General features: G+C 71.4%; 18 protein-coding genes. 10 read left to right on the top strand and 8 right to left on the bottom strand.

The window, feature by feature from the left end; all coding sequences use genetic code 11:
* Nucleotides 1-15: 15 nt before the first annotated feature.
* On the bottom strand, nucleotides 16-1,014 hold the full coding sequence (locus GC092_RS15535) for an arabinan endo-1,5-alpha-L-arabinosidase (protein ID WP_324013153.1): 999 nt from the start codon (nucleotides 1,012-1,014) through the stop codon (nucleotides 16-18).
* 291 nt (nucleotides 1,015-1,305) lie between these two features.
* On the opposite strand from GC092_RS15535, the gene rpmB reads away from it, so the two are divergent.
* From rpmB to GC092_RS15505, 6 genes are all read left to right on the top strand, one after another.
* Entirely contained in the window at nucleotides 1,306-1,542 is a 237-nt protein-coding gene (rpmB, locus tag GC092_RS15530; RefSeq protein WP_271172651.1) for a 50S ribosomal protein L28, read from the top strand.
* Nucleotides 1,542-1,712 carry a 50S ribosomal protein L33 gene (gene rpmG / locus GC092_RS15525; protein ID WP_155049151.1) on the top strand — a complete coding sequence of 57 codons (171 nt, stop codon included), beginning with the start codon at nucleotides 1,542-1,544 and terminating at the stop codon, nucleotides 1,710-1,712. Before rpmB ends, rpmG begins: the two co-directional genes overlap by 1 nt.
* 2 nt (nucleotides 1,713-1,714) lie before the next feature.
* Nucleotides 1,715-2,020 (top strand): 30S ribosomal protein S14, encoded by a 306-nt coding sequence (gene rpsN / locus GC092_RS15520; RefSeq protein ID WP_271172652.1) that lies wholly within the window; start codon nucleotides 1,715-1,717, stop codon nucleotides 2,018-2,020.
* A 254-nt stretch (nucleotides 2,021-2,274) separates the two neighbouring features.
* Nucleotides 2,275-2,562: an HU family DNA-binding protein gene (locus tag GC092_RS15515; protein WP_271172653.1), complete on the top strand. Its 288-nt coding sequence runs from the start codon at nucleotides 2,275-2,277 to the stop codon at nucleotides 2,560-2,562.
* Between the two features lie 129 nt (nucleotides 2,563-2,691).
* The gene (locus GC092_RS15510) at nucleotides 2,692-4,662 is read left to right on the top strand and encodes a bifunctional copper resistance protein CopD/cytochrome c oxidase assembly protein (RefSeq protein WP_324013147.1); all 1,971 of its coding nucleotides are present in this window, start codon (nucleotides 2,692-2,694) and stop codon (nucleotides 4,660-4,662) included.
* A gap of 115 nt (nucleotides 4,663-4,777) precedes the next feature.
* The gene (locus GC092_RS15505; RefSeq protein ID WP_324013145.1) at nucleotides 4,778-5,713 is read left to right on the top strand and encodes an intradiol ring-cleavage dioxygenase; all 936 of its coding nucleotides are present in this window, start codon (nucleotides 4,778-4,780) and stop codon (nucleotides 5,711-5,713) included.
* A gap of 3 nt (nucleotides 5,714-5,716) precedes the next feature.
* Here the strand turns inward: GC092_RS15505 and GC092_RS15500 are convergent, their stop codons facing one another.
* Nucleotides 5,717-6,832, bottom strand: a complete 1,116-nt coding sequence (locus GC092_RS15500; RefSeq protein WP_271172659.1) for a hypothetical protein — start codon at nucleotides 6,830-6,832, stop codon at nucleotides 5,717-5,719.
* A gap of 92 nt (nucleotides 6,833-6,924) precedes the next feature.
* Between GC092_RS15500 and GC092_RS15495 the strand changes: the two genes are divergently transcribed.
* Together GC092_RS15495 and GC092_RS15490 are read left to right on the top strand one after the other, a co-directional pair.
* Nucleotides 6,925-8,301: an ATP-dependent DNA helicase gene (locus GC092_RS15495; protein WP_324013141.1), complete on the top strand. Its 1,377-nt coding sequence runs from the start codon at nucleotides 6,925-6,927 to the stop codon at nucleotides 8,299-8,301.
* Between the two features lie 91 nt (nucleotides 8,302-8,392).
* Nucleotides 8,393-9,658, top strand: a complete 1,266-nt coding sequence (locus tag GC092_RS15490) for a serine hydrolase domain-containing protein (protein ID WP_324013140.1) — start codon at nucleotides 8,393-8,395, stop codon at nucleotides 9,656-9,658.
* 12 nt (nucleotides 9,659-9,670) lie between these two features.
* On the opposite strand, the gene GC092_RS15485 is transcribed toward GC092_RS15490, so the two are convergent.
* Together GC092_RS15485 and GC092_RS15480 are read right to left on the bottom strand one after the other, a co-directional pair.
* The gene (locus GC092_RS15485) at nucleotides 9,671-10,735 is read right to left on the bottom strand and encodes an FUSC family protein (RefSeq protein WP_324013138.1); all 1,065 of its coding nucleotides are present in this window, start codon (nucleotides 10,733-10,735) and stop codon (nucleotides 9,671-9,673) included.
* Between the two features lie 22 nt (nucleotides 10,736-10,757).
* Complete coding sequence (locus tag GC092_RS15480) at nucleotides 10,758-11,936, bottom strand: MFS transporter (RefSeq protein WP_324013136.1); 1,179 nt, start codon at nucleotides 11,934-11,936, stop codon at nucleotides 10,758-10,760.
* 110 nt (nucleotides 11,937-12,046) lie between these two features.
* On the opposite strand from GC092_RS15480, the gene GC092_RS15475 reads away from it, so the two are divergent.
* The gene (locus GC092_RS15475) at nucleotides 12,047-12,496 is read left to right on the top strand and encodes a MarR family winged helix-turn-helix transcriptional regulator (protein ID WP_282978498.1); all 450 of its coding nucleotides are present in this window, start codon (nucleotides 12,047-12,049) and stop codon (nucleotides 12,494-12,496) included.
* On the opposite strand, the gene GC092_RS15470 is transcribed toward GC092_RS15475, so the two are convergent.
* Genes GC092_RS15470 through GC092_RS15460 form a run of 3 tightly spaced genes read right to left on the bottom strand, consistent with a single transcriptional unit; the run spans nucleotide 12,488 to nucleotide 18,022 of the window.
* On the bottom strand, nucleotides 12,488-15,820 hold the full coding sequence (locus GC092_RS15470; RefSeq protein WP_324013134.1) for an ATP-binding protein: 3,333 nt from the start codon (nucleotides 15,818-15,820) through the stop codon (nucleotides 12,488-12,490). The two genes, GC092_RS15475 and GC092_RS15470, sit on opposite strands and share 9 nt — an antisense overlap.
* On the bottom strand, nucleotides 15,817-16,548 hold the full coding sequence (locus tag GC092_RS15465; RefSeq protein WP_324013132.1) for a DUF4194 domain-containing protein: 732 nt from the start codon (nucleotides 16,546-16,548) through the stop codon (nucleotides 15,817-15,819). Before GC092_RS15465 ends, GC092_RS15470 begins: the two co-directional genes overlap by 4 nt.
* A complete protein-coding gene (locus GC092_RS15460; protein WP_324013131.1) occupies nucleotides 16,535-18,022 on the bottom strand; it encodes a DUF3375 domain-containing protein in 1,488 nt (495 codons plus the stop codon). The genes GC092_RS15465 and GC092_RS15460 overlap by 14 nt, the downstream gene beginning before the upstream one ends.
* A 206-nt stretch (nucleotides 18,023-18,228) precedes the next feature.
* On the opposite strand from GC092_RS15460, the gene GC092_RS15455 reads away from it, so the two are divergent.
* Nucleotides 18,229-18,468, top strand: a complete 240-nt coding sequence (locus tag GC092_RS15455) for a hypothetical protein (protein ID WP_324013129.1) — start codon at nucleotides 18,229-18,231, stop codon at nucleotides 18,466-18,468.
* Here the strand turns inward: GC092_RS15455 and GC092_RS15450 are convergent.
* A complete protein-coding gene (locus GC092_RS15450) occupies nucleotides 18,440-19,729 on the bottom strand; it encodes an MFS transporter (RefSeq protein ID WP_324013127.1) in 1,290 nt (429 codons plus the stop codon). The genes GC092_RS15455 and GC092_RS15450 overlap by 29 nt on opposite strands.
* Nucleotides 19,730-19,797 lie beyond the last annotated feature (68 nt).

The following is a 19,797-nucleotide window of genomic DNA, read 5'->3' as shown; positions in this document are numbered from 1 at the left end:
ACGCGCCTCAGCGGCTCAGTACACGTAGGGCCATCCGCCCGAGTAGCCGAGCAGATTGATGCCGAGGCGCGAGGCGCCCGCGTCGTCGTAGTAGTGGTAGAAGAGCACGTCGGCGTCCGCGTCGGCGAGCACGGCCTGGTGCCCGGGACCGTGGATCGATCCGTGGCTCGCGAGGATCTCCGTTCCGCCGCCCGCGGTCATGGCGACGCCGTTGCGGTCGAGATACGGCCCCGTGACCGACGTCGCGCGGCCGACCATGACGCGGTACGTGCTCGCGGCGCCCTGGCAGCAGCGGTCGAACGACACGAAGAGGTAGTAGTACCCGTCGCGGTAGTGGATGGTCGGCGCCTCGATCGCGCCGCCGCCGCGCCCCGCGATGCTCGCGAACGTGCTGTCGAGCCGGAGGCCGGACACGTTGCTGAGGCGGATCATCTTGATGCCCGACCAGAAGGATCCGAACGACAGCCACCATCGTCCCGTGTGGTCGATCACGAGGTTCGGGTCGATCGCGTTCCAGTCGTTCGACGTCGTCGACGAGATGATCGCGCCCTGGTTGGTCCAGGTGCCCGGAGCGCCGCTCGTGCTCGTCGCGAGGAAGATCGCGGAGTTGTTGGAGCCGAAGGTCGACGCCGAGTAGTAGAGGTAGTACTTGCCGTTGGCATAGGTGATGTCGGGCGCCCACACCGTGTTCGTCCCGTTCGTGTAGCCGTGCACCCACGGCATGCCGCCGGGGAAGGCGACGCCCGCGTCGGCCCAGGCGGTGCGGTCGCCCGAGGTCTTCAGGGGGATGTTGTCGCCGGTCTGCGCGAGCAGGTAGGTGCCGTCGGGCTTCTTCACGACCTCGGGGTCGTGCGTGTAGGTCGAGCCGGTGACGTATCCGGGATTCGGATACGTCGCCGCGGCGGTCGGCTCGGCGCCGCCGGGGGCGACCAGCGGCGCGAGGGCGACCGCGAAGGCGAGCGCGAGGGCGATGCCGGCGCGTCGTCTGCGGTGCGGGCGGGGGAATGCGGCCATGAGACCTCCTCGTCGAGGTGATGGATGCGCTCGGCTCCGAGCGCGTCGCCAGTATTCCAACGTTGGAAATGCTGCGTCAAGGGGGAGATGGAGGAGCGGGCAGGGGTCCTTGCGCTCCGATTCGGGCGACACGCCCGGCTGTGCTAGGATCGACGTTTGTCTGCGTGCACTCCTGCGCGCAGTTCGTGCGGCCCCACCTGTACACAGCCCGGTCTCCGGGTGGGTGACGGCTGCGCAGACAAGAGATCTTGGGTGGAGCCGTCCGGCTCCACGGTAGTGAAGGAGTGAACCATGGCTGCTGTGTGCCAGGTGACCGGTGCCGTACCCGGCTTCGGTCACAATGTCTCGCACTCGCACCGACGGACGAAGCGCCGCTTCGACCCGAACGTGCAGAAGAAGACGTACTACGTTCCGTCGCTCGGCCGTAAGGTCACGCTGAACGTCTCCGCCAAGGGCATCAAGGTGATCGACGTCCGCGGCATCGAATCGGTCGTGAAGGACCTGCTCGCGAAGGGTGTGAAGCTCTAATGGCGAAGAAGGCTCAGGACGTCCGTCCCATCATCAAGCTGCGTTCGACCGCGGGCACGGGCTACACGTACGTGACCAAGAAGAACCGCCGCAACAACCCCGACCGCCTCGTGCTGAAGAAGTACGACCCGGTCGTGCGCAAGCACGTCGACTTCCGCGAGGAGCGTTAATCATGGCGAAGAAGAGCAAGATCGCTCGCAACGAGCAGCGCAAGGCCGTCGTCGACCGCTACGCGGCGAAGCGCCTCGAGCTGAAGAAGCAGCTCGTCGACCCGAACGCGACGGACGAGCAGCGCGAGGCCGCTCGCGTGGGCCTGCAGAAGCTGCCCCGCAACGCGTCGCCCGTGCGTCTCCGCTCGCGCGATGTCATCGACGGCCGCCCCCGTGGCGTGCTGACGAAGTTCGGCATCTCGCGTGTCCGCTTCCGCGACATGGCGCACCGTGGCGAGCTGCCCGGCGTGACCAAGTCGAGCTGGTAAGCACCCGCTTCGGCGAGAGGGCGGGACTCCTTCGGGAGTCCCGCCCTCTTCCTTTTCCCGCCTCGCGAACCGTCACTTCCGTCACATCCGTCACATCCGAGGGGCGACACGCCGGGCGAATCGCGCGGAAAGCCGCGAGAATCCGCGGAATTCCGGGGCGCGTTGGTACATTCATCACGGTCGCAAGACCACCGGAGGCAAACGCCTGCGGTCCGTTGAAACGTCGCGGCGTCCTCACGCCGCTGGAGGATGACATGGCCGACAAGACCATCACCAAGACCGAGCTCGTCGCGAGCATCGCCAGCGCCACCGGTCAGAGCCAGGCCGCCGTCTCGGGCGTCCTCGACGCTCTGTTCACCTCGGTCTCCGAGTCCGTCGCCAAGGGCGCGAAGGTCTCGATCCCCGGCTGGATCGCGTTCGAGCAGGTCGACACCGCCGCCCGCACCGGCCGCAACCCGCAGACCGGCGAGGAGATCGCCATCCCCGCGGGCAAGCGCGTCAAGGTGACCGCGGGCTCGAAGCTCAAGGCCGCCGTCAAGTAAGACGTCTGCCGCGTCGAAAGGGCGCCGTCCTCCGGGACGGCGCCCTTTCGCATGCCCCCACGGAAGGGTGAACGATCCGGACATGCCCCGCGCGGCGTCCGCCCAGGGGCGCGCGCATAGGGTTGAGGGGTGAACCCGCGCGCGCTGCGGGCCGCTGGGCCCCTCATCCTCGTCGTCGCGGCGATCGCAGCCGTCATCGCGGGTCTCGTGATCGGCGGCGGTGCCGCCGAGCGGTTCAGCGCCGACCCCGGCGCCTTCGTCCGCTGGGGCCTCCCGATCGCGAAGCTCGTCGTCAACCTGGCGGCGGCGACGATGCTCGGCGCGCTGGTGCTCGCGCTCTTCGGGCTGCGCGCGCAGGAGCGCGAGTTCGACGTCGCGCTCGACACGGCGTCGATCGGCGCGGCCGTCCTCACCCTCTCGAGCGGCGCGGTCGGGTTCCTGACGTTCCTGTCGTCGTTCAACCCGCAGCTCAGCCTCGGCGCGGAGTTCGGTGCGCAGCTCGGCCGCTTCCTCACGCAGACCGAGCTCGGCAGCGCCTGGCTCCTGACGACCGTCCTCGCGGCCGTCGTCACGATCCTCGCGTTCGCCATCCGCTCGTGGACCCCGACGCTCCTCACCGCCGTCCTCGCGGCCATCACGCTCGTCCCGATGGCCACCCAGGGCCACTCGGGCGACCTCGCGGGCCACGACGCGACCGTGACCGCGTTGACCCTGCACATCGTCGCCGCGGCGGTCTGGCTCGGCGGCCTGCTCCTGCTCGTCATCCTGCGCCCCGCCATGGAGGAGGGGCGCCTGGGCCCGCTTCTCGCGCGCTACTCGTCGCTGGCGCTCGCCGCGTTCGTCGTCGTCGCGGTCTCGGGCTACGCGCGAACCCTCACCTCCATCGGGCAGTGGGACCAGCTGCTCACCCCGTACGGGGCCATCCTCATCGCGAAGATCGTCGCACTGCTCGCGATGGGCCTCCTCGGCGCGCTCTACCGCCGTCGGCTGCTCGCGCGGGCGGCGGATGGCGCGGGCGCGTTCTGGGGTCTCGTCGCCGTCGAGCTCGCGTTCATGGGCATCGCGAGCGGAGCGGCCGCCGCGCTCGCGCGCACGTCGCCGCCGGTCGGGGAGGTCTCGGCGCCGCAGTCGACGCCCGCCGAGATCCTCACCGAGGCGCCGCTGCCGCCCGAGCTGACGCCTGCGCGCTGGCTCACCGCGTGGGACGTCGACCTGCTGTGGGTGTTCGTCGCGGGCTTCGGGCTCTTCTTCTACTACGCGGGGGTGCGGCGCCTGCGTGCGCGCGGCGACGCGTGGCCCGTGCACCGCACCGTGCTGTGGACGATCGGCATGGTCCTGCTCGTCTGGGTGACGTGCGGGCCGCTCACGGCGTACGGCGACTACCTCTTCAGCATGCACATGCTCGGGCACATGCTGCTGAGCATGGCCATCCCGCTGCTCCTCGTGCCCGGCGCACCGGTCACGCTCGCGGCGCGCGCCATCCGCAAGCGCGAGGATGCCACGCGCGGCGGCCGCGAGTGGATCCTGTGGGCGGTGCACAGCCCGTTCGCCCGCGTCATCACGCACCCGCTCGTCGCGGCCGGCATCTTCATCGGGTCGCTGTGGGCCTTCTACTACACCGACCTGTTCCGGTGGTCGCTGTACGACCACTTGGGCCACGAGTGGATGATCGTCCACTTCCTGCTGTCGGGCTACCTCTTCGTCATGTCGCTCGTGGGCATCGACCCGGTGCCGTACCGCCTGCCGTACGCGGGGCGTCTCGTCACCCTCATCGTCACCATGGCGATGCACGCGTTCTTCGGCATCTCGATCATGAGCCACTCGGGTCTCATGGTCGCGGAGTGGTTCGGCGCGATGGGCCGCACGTGGGGCGCCACCCCGCTCGAGGACCAGTACACGGGCGGCGGCGTCGCGTGGTCGATCGGCGAGATCCCGACGCTCATCACGGCCGTCATCGTCGCGATCCAGTGGAGCCGCAGCGACGAGCGGACGCAGAAGCGCGCCGATCGCCACGCCGACCGCACGGGCGACGCCGAGCTCGAGGAGTACAACGCCCGCCTCGCCCGTCTGGCCGAGCGCGACCGCCGTCGCGGGCTCTGACCCTCAGCCCTCATAGGCCGTTCACAGACCGGTGAACGGCCGCGCATAGCGCCGTTCTCCAGCATGGACGCATCACCGCCCCCAAGCGGGCGGCCGCGAGACAAGGAGACGGATCATGGCGCGCATTCCCGAGCCCGAGCAGACCCCTGACGGGCCGGCCTACGAGGGCCGGCTCCTCGCCCGACCGGACGAGGAGGTCGTGGACCAGGGTGCCGGCTTCGACCTCAGAACGCTCGTCAGCCGGCGAGGCATCCTCAGCCTCGTCGGAGTCGGCGTGGGCGCCGCGACCCTCGCGGCCTGCGCGCCCGCCGCGACGAGCTCGACGCGCACCTCGACCCCGAGCGCGACATCGGACACCTCCACGAGCACGTCCACCCCGACGCCGACGGCAACGGCCGATTCGACGGAGGCCGCGCTCCCCGACGGCGAGATCCCCGACGAGACGGCTGGGCCCTATCCGGGGGACGGGTCGAACGGGCCCGATGCGCTTGCGGACTCGGGCATCATCCGCAGCGACATCACGTCATCGATCGACGGGTCGGCCACCGCCGAGGGCGTCCCCCTGACCTTCACTCTGCGGCTGACCGACATGGCGAACGGCGACGCGCCGTTCGAGGGCGTGGCCGTGTACGCCTGGCATTGCGACGCGCAGGGCCGCTACTCCATGTACTCGTCCGGCGTCGAGGACGTCACCTACCTCCGAGGCGTCCAGATCGCCGACGCGAACGGGCAGGTGACCTTCACGTCGATCTTCCCCGCGTGCTACACAGGGCGCTGGCCCCACATCCACTTCGAGGTGTACCCCGACGCGGCGTCGATCTCGGACTCGGCGAACGCGATCGCGACGTCGCAGCTCGCGCTTCCGCAGGCCGCGTGCGAGACCGTGTACGCGCTCGCCGGGTACGAGGGCTCGACCGCGAATCTCGCTCAGGTGACGCTCGCGAGCGACAACGTGTTCGGCGACGACGGCGGCGCGCTGCAGGTCGCGACCCTCACGGGCGATGCGACGGGCGGCTACGCGGCATCTCTCGTCGCCCGCGTCGGGACGTGAAGCCTAGACGTCCGGCGACCCGATGCTGATCGCGGCGGAGCCGTCGGGCAGGATGTCGATGGCCCCGTCGATCGTGAAGGTCACGTCCTGGCTCACGTGGAAGATCGAGCCGTCGTAGATCGACTGCACGTCCATCTCGATGTGGGCGATCGCGCCGGCGGGCGCGATCGCCCAGTACGCGCCGTCCGGCACGACGGCGACGTTCGGCTGCGCGGCGATCGACCAGGTGGGCGGCGTGATCACGCGCTCGTAGGTCTCGTAGCCGAACGGGCAGCCGGTCGGCTGAAGCACCCGCTGCGTCGTGCACTGCTCGAGGAAGTCGTGCACCTGACCCGTGATGATGTCGTTGAACTCGTCGGTCGGGCGCGCCTGCACGTCGACGGGGACCGCCGCGAGGGACTGCTGTGCGAGCGCGCGGACGGGCGCGGCCTGCGCGGCCGACGTGTCGACCGAGACGGCGTACGCGCCCGGCGCGAACACGAGCATCGAGACCGGATCGAGGGGCGCGGCGTCGGCCCCGTCGGGCGAGACCTGCCGCTTGTCGAGCTCGAACCCGTTGACCGTGAAGCGCATCGAGCCGCGCACCGTCACATCGAGCACGGCGAGGGGCGTCGTCTCGAAGCGCCAGGCCGGGACGAGGCCCGACCATCCGTCCTGCTCGACGCGGAACGTGGAGCGCCCTTCCTGGCCCGCCGCGGAGAACGAGAGGGTCACCTCGACGACGCCCTCGGACATCCGCGACGCGATCACCTTCACGTCGCCGAGGTCGTCGGACAGCGCCGATCCGCGCAGCAGCGCGTCGCTCACGGTCGTCGGGATCCCGGCGGCCTCGAGATCCGCCGAGTCGACGGCGACGCCGGGGATCGTGAGCGCGTCGGCCGCGCGCCCGTCGGCGAGCATCCCGACGTACCGCTCCACGAAGGCCTCCGGGCCCCAGAAGACGCGATACAGGGCCGCGAAGCCCGCGGCGATCGCCGCGACGAGGAGCAGCCCGACGACGACGAAGCCCGCCACCTCGGCGGTGCGCCCCCGCTCGCGCCGGCGGATGGCCGTGGCCGGGGAGGGCGCGTCGGCCGACCCTCCGCGCGAGGGCGCGGCATCGGTCACGGCCTGCTCCATGCGGCCAGTCTAGGAACGACACGCCGGGCGGAGCCTGCGAACGGCTGTGGAGTGCCGGAACCGGGCCGCGTTCACCTCTCTACGATGGAAGGGTGACCGCACCTGCTCTGTCGGCGGAGCAGGAAGCCCTGTTCCGCCTCATCGAGGACACGCGCGAGCATGTCTTCATCACGGGGCGCGCGGGCACGGGCAAGTCGACCCTGCTGCGCCACCTCACGTGGCACACGAGCAAGCAGATCGCGATCTGCGCGCCGACAGGCGTCGCGGCGCTCAACGTCGAGGGCCAGACCATCCACTCGCTCTTCAAGCTCCCGATCGGGCTCATCGCCGACCAGGATCTCGAGCAGAGCGACGCGACCCGCAAGCTTCTCAACGCGATCGACACGCTCGTGATCGACGAGATCTCGATGGTCAACGCCGACCTCATGGACGCCATCGACCGGTCGCTCCGGCAGGCGCGCGGCCGACGGCGCGAGCCGTTCGGCGGCGTGCAGGTGGTCATGTTCGGCGACCCCTACCAGCTCGCCCCCGTCCCGCCGCGCGGCGACGAGGCGCGCTACATCGCCGACCACTACCGCTCCTTCTGGTTCTTCGACGCCCACGTGTGGGCCGGGGCCGAACCGGGCGGCGACGGGCTCATCGACCTGGGGCGCCACGGAGCGGATCTGCACATCCGTGAGCTCACCCACATCCACCGTCAGTCCGACGACGGGTTCAAGGCGATGCTGAACGCGGTCCGGTACGGGCGCGTCACCGCCGACATCGCCGATAAGCTCAACCGCGCGGGCGCGCGCACCCCGCCCGCCGACCCCTCCGATCCCGTGATCACGCTCGCGACGCGCAACGACCGCGTGAACGCGATCAACGCGAAGCACCTCGCCGCACTGGCCGGGAGAGAGCAGACCGCGGTCGCCGAGATCAGCGGCGACTTCGGCCGCGGTGACGTGTACCCGGCCGACGAGCAGCTCAAGCTCAAGGTCGGCGCGCAGGTGATGTTCCTCCGCAACGACGTGTCGGGCCCCGACGGGCCGCGCTGGGTGAACGGCACGATCGGCATCGTCACCCGCATCATGGGCGACTCCGTGCGCGTCGAGGTCGACGGCGAGGAGTTCGACGTCGAGCCGACCGTGTGGGAGAAGCACCGCTACTCGTACGACGCGGCGTCGAAGAAGCTCAGCCGCGACGTGGTCGCCGAGTTCACGCAGTTCCCGCTCCGCCTCGCGTGGGCCGTCACGATCCACAAGTCGCAGGGGAAGACCTACGACCGCGCGATCGTCGATCTCGGCTCAGGCGCCTTCGCCCCCGGGCAGACGTACGTCGCGCTCTCGCGCCTCACGTCGCTCGACGGCCTGTACCTCACCCGCCCCCTGCGGCCATCCGACATCCGCGTCGACGAGGACGTCCGCCGGTTCATGCGGGCCGCGTGGGAGCGCGACGCGGCGGGCATGCGCTCGGCGGCGACGGGCTGAGCGCCGCGGAACGTCACGGTTCTGCATCCTCGCCGGGATCCCGGGCAAGGGTCGCCTAAACTCGACCTCGGAGCAACTGGGGGGTTGTGGAATGCGGAAATCCACTGTGCGCGCGCGGATGGCGCGCGCCTCGGCGGTCCTCGCGGGACTCGCGGCGATCGCGCTCGCGGCGTCCGGCTGCACGGCGAGCGCTGCGGCTGCCGGATCGGAGGTGCCGATCGCCTCGTCGGAGCTTCCGAAGAAGACCGTCGAGCAGCTCGAGGCGGCGGTGGACCACGCGATGCAGGGTGCCGGAGCATCGGGCGCCCTCGTCTCGGTCTGGATCCCGTGGGCGGGGGCCTGGGTCGAGGGCATCGGCACGACCGGCCCCGACTCGGACGAGCCCGTCACGACCGACATGCGCTTCCGCGTCGGCGAGGTCACCCGGGCGATGACGTGCGACGTGCTCTATCGGGTCGCCGACGAGGGCGTCGTCGCCCTCGACGACCCCGTGAGCGAGTGGGTGTCGAGCGTTCCCAATCTCTCCGACGTCACCCTCCAGCAGCTCTGCGACGGCACGTCGGGCCTGGGCGACGGCCGCGACCGCCTCTCCCCGCAGTTCACGGCCACGCCGAAGCGCGAGTGGAACCCGCGTGAGCTCGCCGCGACCGGCATCGCCGAACGGGGGCGCGTGGGCGCGGAGGTCCGCGACTCGGACGCCGGGTACATCCTCCTCGGCATGGCCCTCGAGCACGCGACCCGCGAGAGCATGCACACGCTGTTCGAGGAGTACCTCGTCGAGCCGCTCGACCTGACCGCGACCGAGCTCCCCAAGGACGCGGCCGCCGAGCCGGGGGAGCCCGCGCTGCGCGGCTGGATCTCGGACGGCGCGGATCGCGAGGCCGGCTGCGTCGCGCCGAAGGAGTACACGACGAGCTCGTCGAGCATCGGCTTCACCGACTCGGGCGCGACGAGCACGATCGGCGATCTCGCCCGCTTCGGGCAGTCGCTCGCGCTCGCGTCGGTCGACGATGAGGGCGAGCGCACGGAGCGCTGGTCGAAGGCGCTGCCCTACGAGGGCGACGACTACGTCAGCGGCGCGTACATCGCGGGCAGCCTCGTCGGCCAGAAGGGCGCGGCGCTCGGGTACCTGACGAGCGTGTACGCCGACCCGCAGACGGGCATGACCGTCGCCGTCGCGCTCAACAACTCGGCCGCCGGCGCGGATCTCGTGGGCGCGCTCGCGAAGGAGCTCGCGGCGATCGCGTCGAAGGCGCCGGCCGCGGACGGCCAGGAGCAGCCCGAGTTCGGCCTCCCGTGGACCGCGGAGGACTTCCACGCCGTCGTCGCCGAGAAGGCGGTCTGCCCGATCGACTGACGTCGACGGCGCCTACTCCGCGTCGCCGCGCTGACGGCGCTCGCGGGTGATCAGCGTGATGGCCATCGCGACGGCGACGCCGAGCACGGTCTCGATCGCGCGGTCCGCCATGAGCTGCGTCACCGGCAGCGGATGGCCGAGCTGCACCATGCACAGCGCGAGCGGTGTGATGAAGAGCAGCGCGACCGTGTAGTTCCGGCCGATGAACAGCTCGGCGCCGAGCTGCATCACCGCGATGATGAGGATGAGGGCGAGCGGCGGCGGCGCGAAGGCCAGCACGGCCCACGTGATGAGCACGCCGACGAGGGTCCCGACGACGCGCTGCGTGCCGCGGAGGAGGCGCGCGGATGCCGTCGGCGCCGCCATCGGGACGACGACCGAGACGATCGCCCAGTACGGATGGCCGATGCCGATCGCGGTCGCGACGGAGCCCGCGAGCACGACGCCGAGTCCGTACCGGACGAGGTAGTGCCGCAGCGGCCACTCGGGGCCGTCGCCAGGCAGGGTGCCGGGGTCCGCGGGGCGGCGCGGCCAGGTCTGCGCGACGCGCGCGACGTGGCGCCGCCAGAGGTGGCGACCGAGCGAGGTCAGATAGGTGAGCGCGAGGCTCAGCGCGAGGGCGGCGGCCGACACGAGCGCGGCGGGCACGAGGTCGGCGACAGTGCGGGCGGTCGAGGCGCACGCGCCGAGCGCGAAGACGTGGAAGAGCACGCCGGGCGGGTGCCAGTTGCGTCGGTGCGAGACGACCGCGATCCCGGTCGCGAACACGGCCGCGACCGGGATGAGCAGCCACTCCCGTCCGGGCGAGAGCGCCACCGCGACGCCGAGGAGGATCGCGAGGATGAGCGTCAGCCCCGCCTCCGCCTGCGACCGCAGCCGCTCGGGGAGGGGGAGGGTCCGGCCGAAGATCGACGACAGCGCGCCGAACGACGCGTACATCGCCCAGTCGAGCCGGTCGGCTCCCCAGAGCACGAGGAGGGGCAGCAGCACGGACAGCGCCGTCCGGATGGCCACGGTCCACTCCCCGCGCGCCGGCTGGATGCGGAAGAGGTCGCGCAGGAAGGAGGGAGGAGCCATCCCCTCTATTCTCCTCCTGCGGTCAGGCCGCGACCGCGACCGCGTCGGCGGCGACCCGGGTGCGCGCCATCCCGGCTGCCACGGCGAGCACGGCCAGGGCGGCGGCGGTCATCGCGGCGCCGACCCAGATCGGCGCGGTGTAGCCGAGGCCCGCGGTGATCGCGACGCCTCCGGCCCACGCGCCGAGCGCGTTGCCGACGTTGAACGCGCCGATGTTCGCGCCCGAGGCGAGCGTCGGAGCCTGGCCGGCATACGCCATGATGCGGCTCTGGAGGCCCGGGACGGTGCCGAAGCCGAAGCCGCCCATGAGGAAGAGGGCGACGACGGTCGCGATCTGCGATCCGGCGAGCAGGGCGAAGAGCGCGAGCACGACGACGAGCGCCGCAGTGAAGACGATGAGCGTCCGGTCGATCGCGCGGTCGGCGAGCCGCCCGCCGACGCCGTTGCCGAGCACGAGGCCGGCCCCGAACACCACGAGCAGCCAGGGCACGGCGCCTGCCGCGAAGCCGCTGACCTCGGTGAGCGTGTACGCGATGTACGTGAAGGCGCCGAACATGCCGCCGAACGCGAGGACCGTGACGACGAGCGAGAGCCAGACCTGGGTCGAGCGGAACGCACGCAGCTCGCGGCGCAGGCTCACGCGCTCCTCGGGAGAGGGGATGGCCGGGACGAGGGCCGCGACGCCCGCGAGCGCGATGAGGCCGATCGCGGAGATCGCCCAGAACGTGGAGCGCCAGCCGAGCTCCTGGCCGAGGAACGTGCCGAAGGGCACGCCCAGCACGTTCGCGGCCGTGAGGCCCGTGAACATGATGGCGATCGCGCCGGCCTTCTTCTCGGTCGCGACCAGGCCCGCGGCGACGACCGAGCCGATGCCGAAGAACGCGCCGTGACAGAGCGCGGCGAGGACGCGCCCGGCCATGGCGGTGGCGTAGTCGGGTGCGAGCGCAGTGAGCGCGTTGCCGAGGATGAAGAGGACGACGAGGCTGAGGAGCACGGCCTTGCGGGGGAGGCGGATGGTCGCGGCCGTGAGGAGGAGGGCGCCGACCACGACGCTGAGCGCGTAGCCCGAGATGAGCCATCCGGCGGCCGCCTCCGAGACGGCGAACTCGCGTGCCACCTCGGGCAGCAGGCCCATGATGACGAATTCCGTGAGTCCGATGCCGAAGGCGCCGATGGCGAGGGCGATCAGTCCGAGGGGCATGAAGGGGTCTCCTGGTATGCTCGGTTTACTTGCACGCGCGGGATTTTGCAGCGGCCCGAGAAATACTGCCACACGCGGATACAACGCGCAAGCAACTATCTGGAGGAGACATGGGAATCGCCGACGACGCGGTCGAGGTGCGCGCGCAGGGATGGCGCACGCTCGCGGCCCTGCATGGCCTCATCGAGACCGCCCTCGAGCGCGCGCTCGCGACATCCGTCGAGCTCTCGGTCGTCGAGTACACGGTGCTCGACGCGCTGAGCCGTCAGGACGGGTGGCACATGCGGATGCAGCAGCTCGCGGGCGCCGCCGCCCTGAGCGCGAGCGCGACGACGCGGCTCGTGAACCGGCTCGAGGACCGCGGGCTGCTCACGCGCGTCCTCTGCGCGGACGACCGCCGCGGCATCTACACCGAGCTCACGCCCGCCGGACGCGATCTCTTCGAGCGGGCGCGCCCCATCCACGACGAGACGCTCGAGCGCGTGCTGGACGAGGCCGCTGCACGACCCGAGCTCGCTCCGGTCGTGCACGCGCTGCAGGGCGCGCCGGTCTCAGCGTAGGGCGACGTCGCGGAACGCCGTGATGAACGAGTAGCCGGCGTCGTTCTTCGTGACCGAGAGGTTGAGCCCCATGTGCGGCTCGAGCGTCGTCACCTTGTCGAGCGGCGCCACGACGATGATCTGGAAGCCGAGGCCGAGCCACGCGCGGATCGCGCGCCCCGTGAACGCGCTGTCGGCCTTGACGAATCCCTCGTCGAGGAAGACCGGCGCGAACCGCGGCCAGGAGCGCGTCTGATCGCCGAGCTGGTACCGCAGGGCGGCGCCCACGATGAACGCCACGAGCTCCTGCGACTCGCCGCCCGACTTGTCGCCGAGGGTCGAGTACGTGCTCACCTCGCGGCCCTCGGGATCGATGCGGCTCGCCGTGATCTCGATGTGGCGGCGCACGTCGAGCACCTCGTCTCGGCGCGGGTTGACGCCGGACTCGGGGAGGTCGATGAGGTCGATGAACTCCTGCAGACGCGCGAAGCGCCGGTCGGCCTCCTCCGCGGTCCACTCGCCCGTGACATCCGCGGAGAGCTCCCTCAGCTGCGTCTTGATCGACTCGATGCGCTCGGGGTGCAGATGGCGCATGTCGATGCGGAGCCGGTCGGTCTCCGATGCGAACGGCAGATCGCGGAGGATGTCGTTGACCGGCTCGAGGCGCTCCTCGATGCTCAGCAGGGCGTGGCCGAACGAGTCGCTCAGCATCTTGAGGTCCATCGTGCTGACCTCCTGCAGGTGACGCCGGAACTCGAGCCGGTGCTGCGAGAGGCCGTGGTGCGTGATCTCCTCGTAGATGGCGGCGAACTCGTCGTACGCGTCGACGGTCGTGCCGCGGTTCGGATCCGGCCACCTCTCGTTGTAGGCGGCGAAGATGCGCTCGAGCGACGCCGCGGCCGAGTCGAGCGTGGCGTGCGCGCGGCGGACGTCCAGCTGCAGCTCGTCGGCGAGCCGGGGGACGGCCTTCGCGAACCGGTCGTGCGTCGCGTCGGGCTCGATGCGGCGGAACTCCCGGTCGAGGTGCGCCGCGTCCTCGTCGGTCAGGACGATGTCGGGGCGCTCGGCCAGGCGGTCGCGCTCGGTCGCGACGGCATCCTGCCGGTCGACGATCGCGCCCCACGTGCGCTCGAGGTCCTCGAGCGCGGCCGCGCGGCGGTAGCGCTCCTCGCGCGCCGACTCGAGGCGCTCCGCCGCATCGCGCAGCCGCTCCTCGAGCTCGACGAGAAGGTCCGACCGGTCGAGGATGGCCTCGCGCTGCGCCTCGAGCTCGGCGACCTCCTTCTCGACGGAGGCGACATCGATCGACGCCCACTCGACGTCCTGCACGCGGCGGTACGCCTCGGCGACGCGCTGCACCTCGTCGGCCTCGCGCTCGTGTGCGGCTCGGGCCTCCTCGTGCGCGGCGATGCGGGCGGTCGTCTCGGCGATCTCCGCCTCGATCTCCTGCCGACGCGCGGCGTTCGAGAAGCCGAGGATCGAGCGCTCGCGCGGATCGCGGCCGTGCGCACCGCGCCGGCCGTGCGACGTCTGGCCGTTGACGGTGACCTTGGGCTCGTCGCCGCCGAGCTCGGCGGGCGAGTCCACGCAGAGGTGGTCGCCCGCGACGACGCGCCGCTTGACCCACGCCGTGAACGGCGAGTCCCGGAAGATGAGGCGCCCCGAGATGTACCGCGGGTCCGACGGGGTCTCGGCGTCCTCCGACAGGTCGACGCCGTCGAAGCGGATGCGCCGCGTGAGCTTCATCGACTCGATGGCCTCGCGGATCTGCCGCTGCCGCCGCGCGTCCATGAGCATCGTCATGCCGATGCCCGACAGGGTGACCTCGGCGGCCGTGCGCCACGGCTCGTGGTCGGGGTGCACGTCCATGAGCTCGGCGGCGAAGGGCAGGTCGGATGGCTCGAGCCCGCATGCGCGGGCGATCTCGCGCCGGGTGCGGTCGTAGGCGTCGGGGATGAGGCTGTCGCGCCCCGAGAGCGATTCGAGCTCTGCGGCGTCGCCGCGCCGGCGGCGGGTCAGGTCGCCGATCGCGAGGACCTCCTCGTCGCGACGGCGCTTGAGCTCGGCGAGCCGGTCGTCGACGCCCTCGAGGAACGTCGCCGCGGCATCCTGCACGGCGCGCAGCGCGCTCTCGGTGGGGAAGTCCGCGCCGAGCGTGCGCACGCGCTCCTGCAGGGTGCGCCGGGCGTCGGCGATCCGGGCCGCTCGGGCCCGCGCCTCCGCGACCCGCGCGTCGAGCCGGGCGAGCAGGTCGCCGCCGTTCTGCGCCCGCTGCTCCTTGATCTCCTCGACCTCGACCGCGAGCGCGGTCTCGGCCGAGAGGGCGAGCGTGAGCGCCTCCTTCTCGGCGTCGCGCGCGGCCTTGTTCGCCTCCTCGGCCTCGCCGAGCAGGCGGTACTCCGTCGTCAGGCACCACAGCCGGAAGGGCGTCGCGTCGTCGCCGCGCGTGAGGCCGTAGCGGTCGAGGCGCGCGACGCGGTCTCGTGCGCTCTCGTAGTCGTCGTGCAGGTGCGCGATCTCGGCGAGCATCCGCTCCTTGGCCTCGTCGGTCGCGAGGCTCTCGTGACTCTGCTTGAGCGCCTGGAACTGCGCGAGCACGGCGTCGGCGGCCGCGTACGTCGGCGGCTCCTCGAGCACCATCTCCTTGTAGAGCCGGTCGACGGTGCGCACCTGGTGGCCGGCCTGGATGCGCGACAGGAGGCGCAGGGCGTTGTCGCTGTTGCCGCCCTCGCCGATGCCGAGCCGGGCGGCGACCGCGGAGAGGAAGTCCTGGGTCGTCTCGTAGGAGCGCAGCCCCGTGAACCGGGCCCGCAGGGCGCGCGGATCGAACCGGCCGTCCGCGAAGTCGGCGAGATCGGGCAGATGGAAGTCGCCCTCGACGGTGAGCTGGCGCGTGCGCACCTCGGTGCTGCGCTGGGCGCCCGCGGGCGCGAAGTACGTGCGCAGGGCCGTGTACCGCCGGCCGGAGCCGTCGACGAAGGTCATCGAGATCGCGCCCCACGCGCTCGTGCCGTCGCCGCGGAGCACGCGCTCGACATCGCGGACGGTGTCGCGCTTGCCGCGCAGGTACGTCAGCACGTTGCGCTGGTCGGCACCGCGGGCCCGGCCGACCGTCGCGTCGTTCGAGGCGCCGTTGAACGGCACGGTCGACGGCATCATGAGCGCGATGTACGCGTCGAGGAGCGTGCTCTTGCCCGTGCCGGAGCCGCCCGAGATGAGGGTCGCCTCGCGGTCGAAGTCCACGCGGTGGTGGCCGTGGAAGCCGCCCCAGTTCAGCACCTGGAGGTGGCTCGCGCGCCACTGGGCGGTCTCGTCGTCGTACCCGGCGATGAGCAGATCCGTCACGCGGCGTCCTCCTCGTCGTCCTCGTCCTGCGGTGCGTCCTCCGGCTCATCCGCCGCCGGCTCGATCCGCCGCCGCAGCGCGTTCTCGGGGCGGTTCTGCTCGGCCAGCCACTCCTGGATGACCCGCAGCCGGTCGATCGGCAGGAGCGTCTCGATCACGGGCGAGATGAGGAAGCGGTCGTCGCCGTCGGCCTTCACGAGGATGCCGGACTTGAGGAGCGAGTCGACGGCGGCGCCCGCCTTCTTCTCGTCGCCCGAGCGGTCGGTCGCGTGCGCCGGGCGGAACTGCGCCACCGCGGCGAGGCAGTCGTCGCGGTCGATGTGGGCGTGCGGGCGCCCGCTGCCGCGCTCGGCGAGGTGCCGCTGGCGCAGGTGCGCGAGGAGGACGGTCTCCTCGCGGGTGTAGGCGGAGTCGCGCAGGAGCGGGGGGACGTAGCCCGACGCGTCGGAGCGGATCTGCACCTTGTAGGCGACGCCGCGATCGCGGTCGATCACGAGGTCGAGGAAGAGGTCGTTGAGGCGGCTCTTGATGAGGCGCGCGTCGCGCAGGAGGACGGGCCACTCCTCGCGCTCGTCGGTGATGATCTGGTGCTTGAGCATCACGACGAGGCAGCGGCGCTGCTCGAGCGTGAGCATGCCGTCGTCGCCGTCGAAGAGCGACAGGGCGGTGTCGTCGGGCGCGTTCTCGATCGCGTCGGGCGTCGTGAAGGCGTCGTCAGGCGTCGTCATCGTCGTCTCCTGTCAGGTCGGTCGGCGGCTGCAGGCGGGGGAGCGCGAGCGCGCGCTCGGTGCCGTCGGGGCGGACGGTGCGGACGACGCCCCCGTCATCGGCGATCCCGCCGGGAAGGCCGTCGCGGGCGGCGAGGTAGGCGAGGCCGAAGACCTCGACGGGGCGGCGCAGGTCGTCCGGGAGGGCGTTGAACGCCTCCGCGAGGGTGGTCGCGCCGTCGGCGGCCGCGGCGTCGAGCCCTCGGCGCACCTCGTCGAGCAGCGGGCCGCCCTGACGCCGGACGTCGTCAAGCGACGGCGGCGCCGGCGCGAGGTCGGAGACGTCCTCGAGCGCGGGAGCGGGCTTCTCCCGGCTCGGATCGTAGAAGCGCGTGCGGAGGTGCTCGATGTCGAGGCGCGACGGCATCCACGGCAGGGGGACGGTGTCGCGGGCGCGGGCGGTCTCCATCCACACCGCGAGCTCCTGCTCGACCCGGCGCAGCGTGCGGGTGACCTCGCGCTCCTGCAGGGAGTCGTACGCCGCGAGGTACTCGGCGAGCGACTGAGACGCCCGCTGCTGGCGCGTCTGCACGTCGCGGAGACCGCGGCGCAGCAGCGCGTCGGCGTTGACGAACGCCGCGCGCTCGTCGGGGGACAGGTCGCGCGCGAACGGATGGCTCATGATCGCGCGGAGGTCCTCGCGGAACTCGGCGAGCAGGTCCTCATCGCTCAGCACGGTGAGGGCGCCCTGGAACGCGCGGCCCTCGCGGGTCTGCGACGCGAGGCGGGTGCTCGAGGCGAGGTACTCGCCGAGCACCTCGCCCTTGGGGCGCTCCTCGGCGCGGAAGTCGCGCACCATCTGATCGTGGATGGCGTCGAGCGCCTCCTCGACGCGGCGGAAGTCGCCGGGGAGCTGACCGAGGAGGTCGACGAGATCCGTGTAGCCCCCGAGCATCCGCTCGTCGTCGGCGATCTCGACCTCGCCGCCCGCCGCGATGCGGTCGCGCTCGGCCGTGAGGCGCGCGATCTCGGCGTCGAGCATGGCCATCCGCGTCGTCTCGTCGGGGTTCGCCTCGGTCGCCCAGCGGCGGACCGCGTCGAGGATGGTCGTGAGCCGCGACTCGCTGAGCAGAGCGCGCTCGCGCGAGAGCTCGCTGTGCATCCGCATCGCGGCGAGGGCGTGCGACGTGAGCTCGTAGGCCTCGCCGCCGTCGTCGAGCGGGACGCGCCGCAGCCACTGACTGCGCATCCACGACAGGCACAGCGCGCGCCCCTCCTCCTGCGCGGGGACCTCGAAGCCCGCATCGCGCAGCTCGTGCAGGTAGGTGTCGACCTGCACGTGCAGGCGCTCGGCGCGGACCTGCTTGATCTCCTGCGAGAACGAGGCCCGGAAGATCGCGAGGATGAGCGGTGCCCAGCGGCTGCGGACGAGGCTGAGCGCCGCGCCCTCGCGCGCCTCGGTGAGGCGTGCGACGTCCCTGGGGACTCCGCTCACTCGGGCCGCTCCGTTCTGCGCTTCGGGGGTTCTCGCCGCACGGCGGCGGCAACCCTCGATTCTCTCACGGAGGCCGGGATGGTCCGGAAGCCGGGTGCGCGGCGGATGTCCCTCTCGAGGATGACGCGGTTCGGCCTGCGGGGTGATCCCCTCGCGGCTGCCGCCCGCGAGAGTGGGATCACCGTCGTTCGAAGAGGGAGAAGCCGATGTCCACGGTCCAGTCGGTCGGAAGCGAGGTGCTCGTGCGCGGCGCATCCGCCGCCAGCGCCGTCGTCGAGGTGCTCGTCCTCGCGGGAGTGGCGGTCTTCATGGTGGGGGTGGTCGTCGTGTCCCAGATCGTGCAGGCCGTCGAGGCCGCCAAGGAGGCCCGCAGCCTGCGGCGGCGACTGCGGCACCCGGTGACCGCCCCGCCCGTCATCACGCCTCCACGCGCGAGGGCTTCGTGAAGCAGAACGCGATCGCGCCCACGAGGAGGAGCGCTGCGGAGAGATAGAAGCCCGACTCGAGCATGCCGGTCGCGTCGGCGAGGGCGCCGGTGATGTACGGAGCGAAGATCGACGACAGCATCCCGGCGAAGTTGAAGTAGCCGTACGCCCGCGAGTACATCTCCTGAGGCGTGTTCTCGGCCAGGAACGCGATGAGGATCGGGTCGAGCGCGAGCTTGCCCACGAGGCCGTAGACGACGAGTCCCGCGATCATGAGCGCGTAGTCGCCCGTGAGCGGAACGAGGATCTGGCAGAGGCCGCCCAGCAGCGCGAGGGCGATGATCAGCGGCCGTGTGTTCGACATCCGGCGGGCGAGCATGCTGAGCACGATGGCCCCGGGGATCGAGGCCCAGGGCACGAGGGAGGCGATGATCCCCGTCTGCGCGGGGGCGACGTCGCGCACCTGCTGCAGGTAGGTCGGCAGCCACGTGAGCATCGAGAAGAAGCCGTACAGCGAGCAGAAGATCAGCACGTACGTGAGCAGGTGGTTGCGCGAGAAGAGCGCGCGTCGCGCCGGCGCGTCGGGAGTCGCCACGGTGCGCGCGGCGGCGAGCTGCGCGCGGTGCTCGTCGTCGATCGGCGCGAGGAAGTAGTGGATGAGGCCGGCCACCACGACCGTCGCGATGCCGAACACGAGGAAGGTGACGTGCCACGGCAGGCCGAGCGTGAAGGTCAGATAGCTCGACCCGATGAATCCGAGCGAGATGCCGACGGCCATCCCGCTGTTGATGACGGCCGCCGAGACGCCGCGCCAGCGCTTCGAGACGTAGCTCGACGAGATGCCGTAGACGGGGCTGTAGTACGTGCCCTCGCCGACGCCCGTGAACGCGCGGAACATGAGGAAGATGAGGAACGTCGACGCGAAGCCGCTCAGAATCGTGCCGATTCCGAAGAGCACGTAGCCCACGACCACGACCCGCACGCGGCCGAACCGATCGGCGATGTACCCCGTCGGGATCTGCATGAGCGCGTAGGTGAGGAAGAACACCGTCGACATCAGGCCCAGCTCGGTGCGCGAGAGGCCCCACTCCTCCTGGATCACCGTCATCACGGGCGAGAGGATGTTCCGATCGGCGTACATGAAGACCCAGCCGAGTGAGAACAGGGCCGTCACGAGGAGCGGGCCCGGTCGGCGTCGGCTCGCGGGGAGCAGCCGCCTGGCGGGGGAGGGCGGTGCGGTCGGGGCGGAGATCGTGGGACGCGACTGCGTGGACGTGGTCATCTGGCTCCTCGTCGCCGGGCTCGAATGGTCGTCTCATTCGAGCGGAGCCGTGTTGCGGCCGATCCCGC

Source organism: Microbacterium sp. JZ37 (assembly GCF_035188445.1).
Classification (GTDB): Bacteria; Actinomycetota; Actinomycetes; order Actinomycetales; family Microbacteriaceae; genus Microbacterium; species Microbacterium barkeri.
This window is presented reverse-complemented; position numbering and strand designations above follow the sequence as displayed.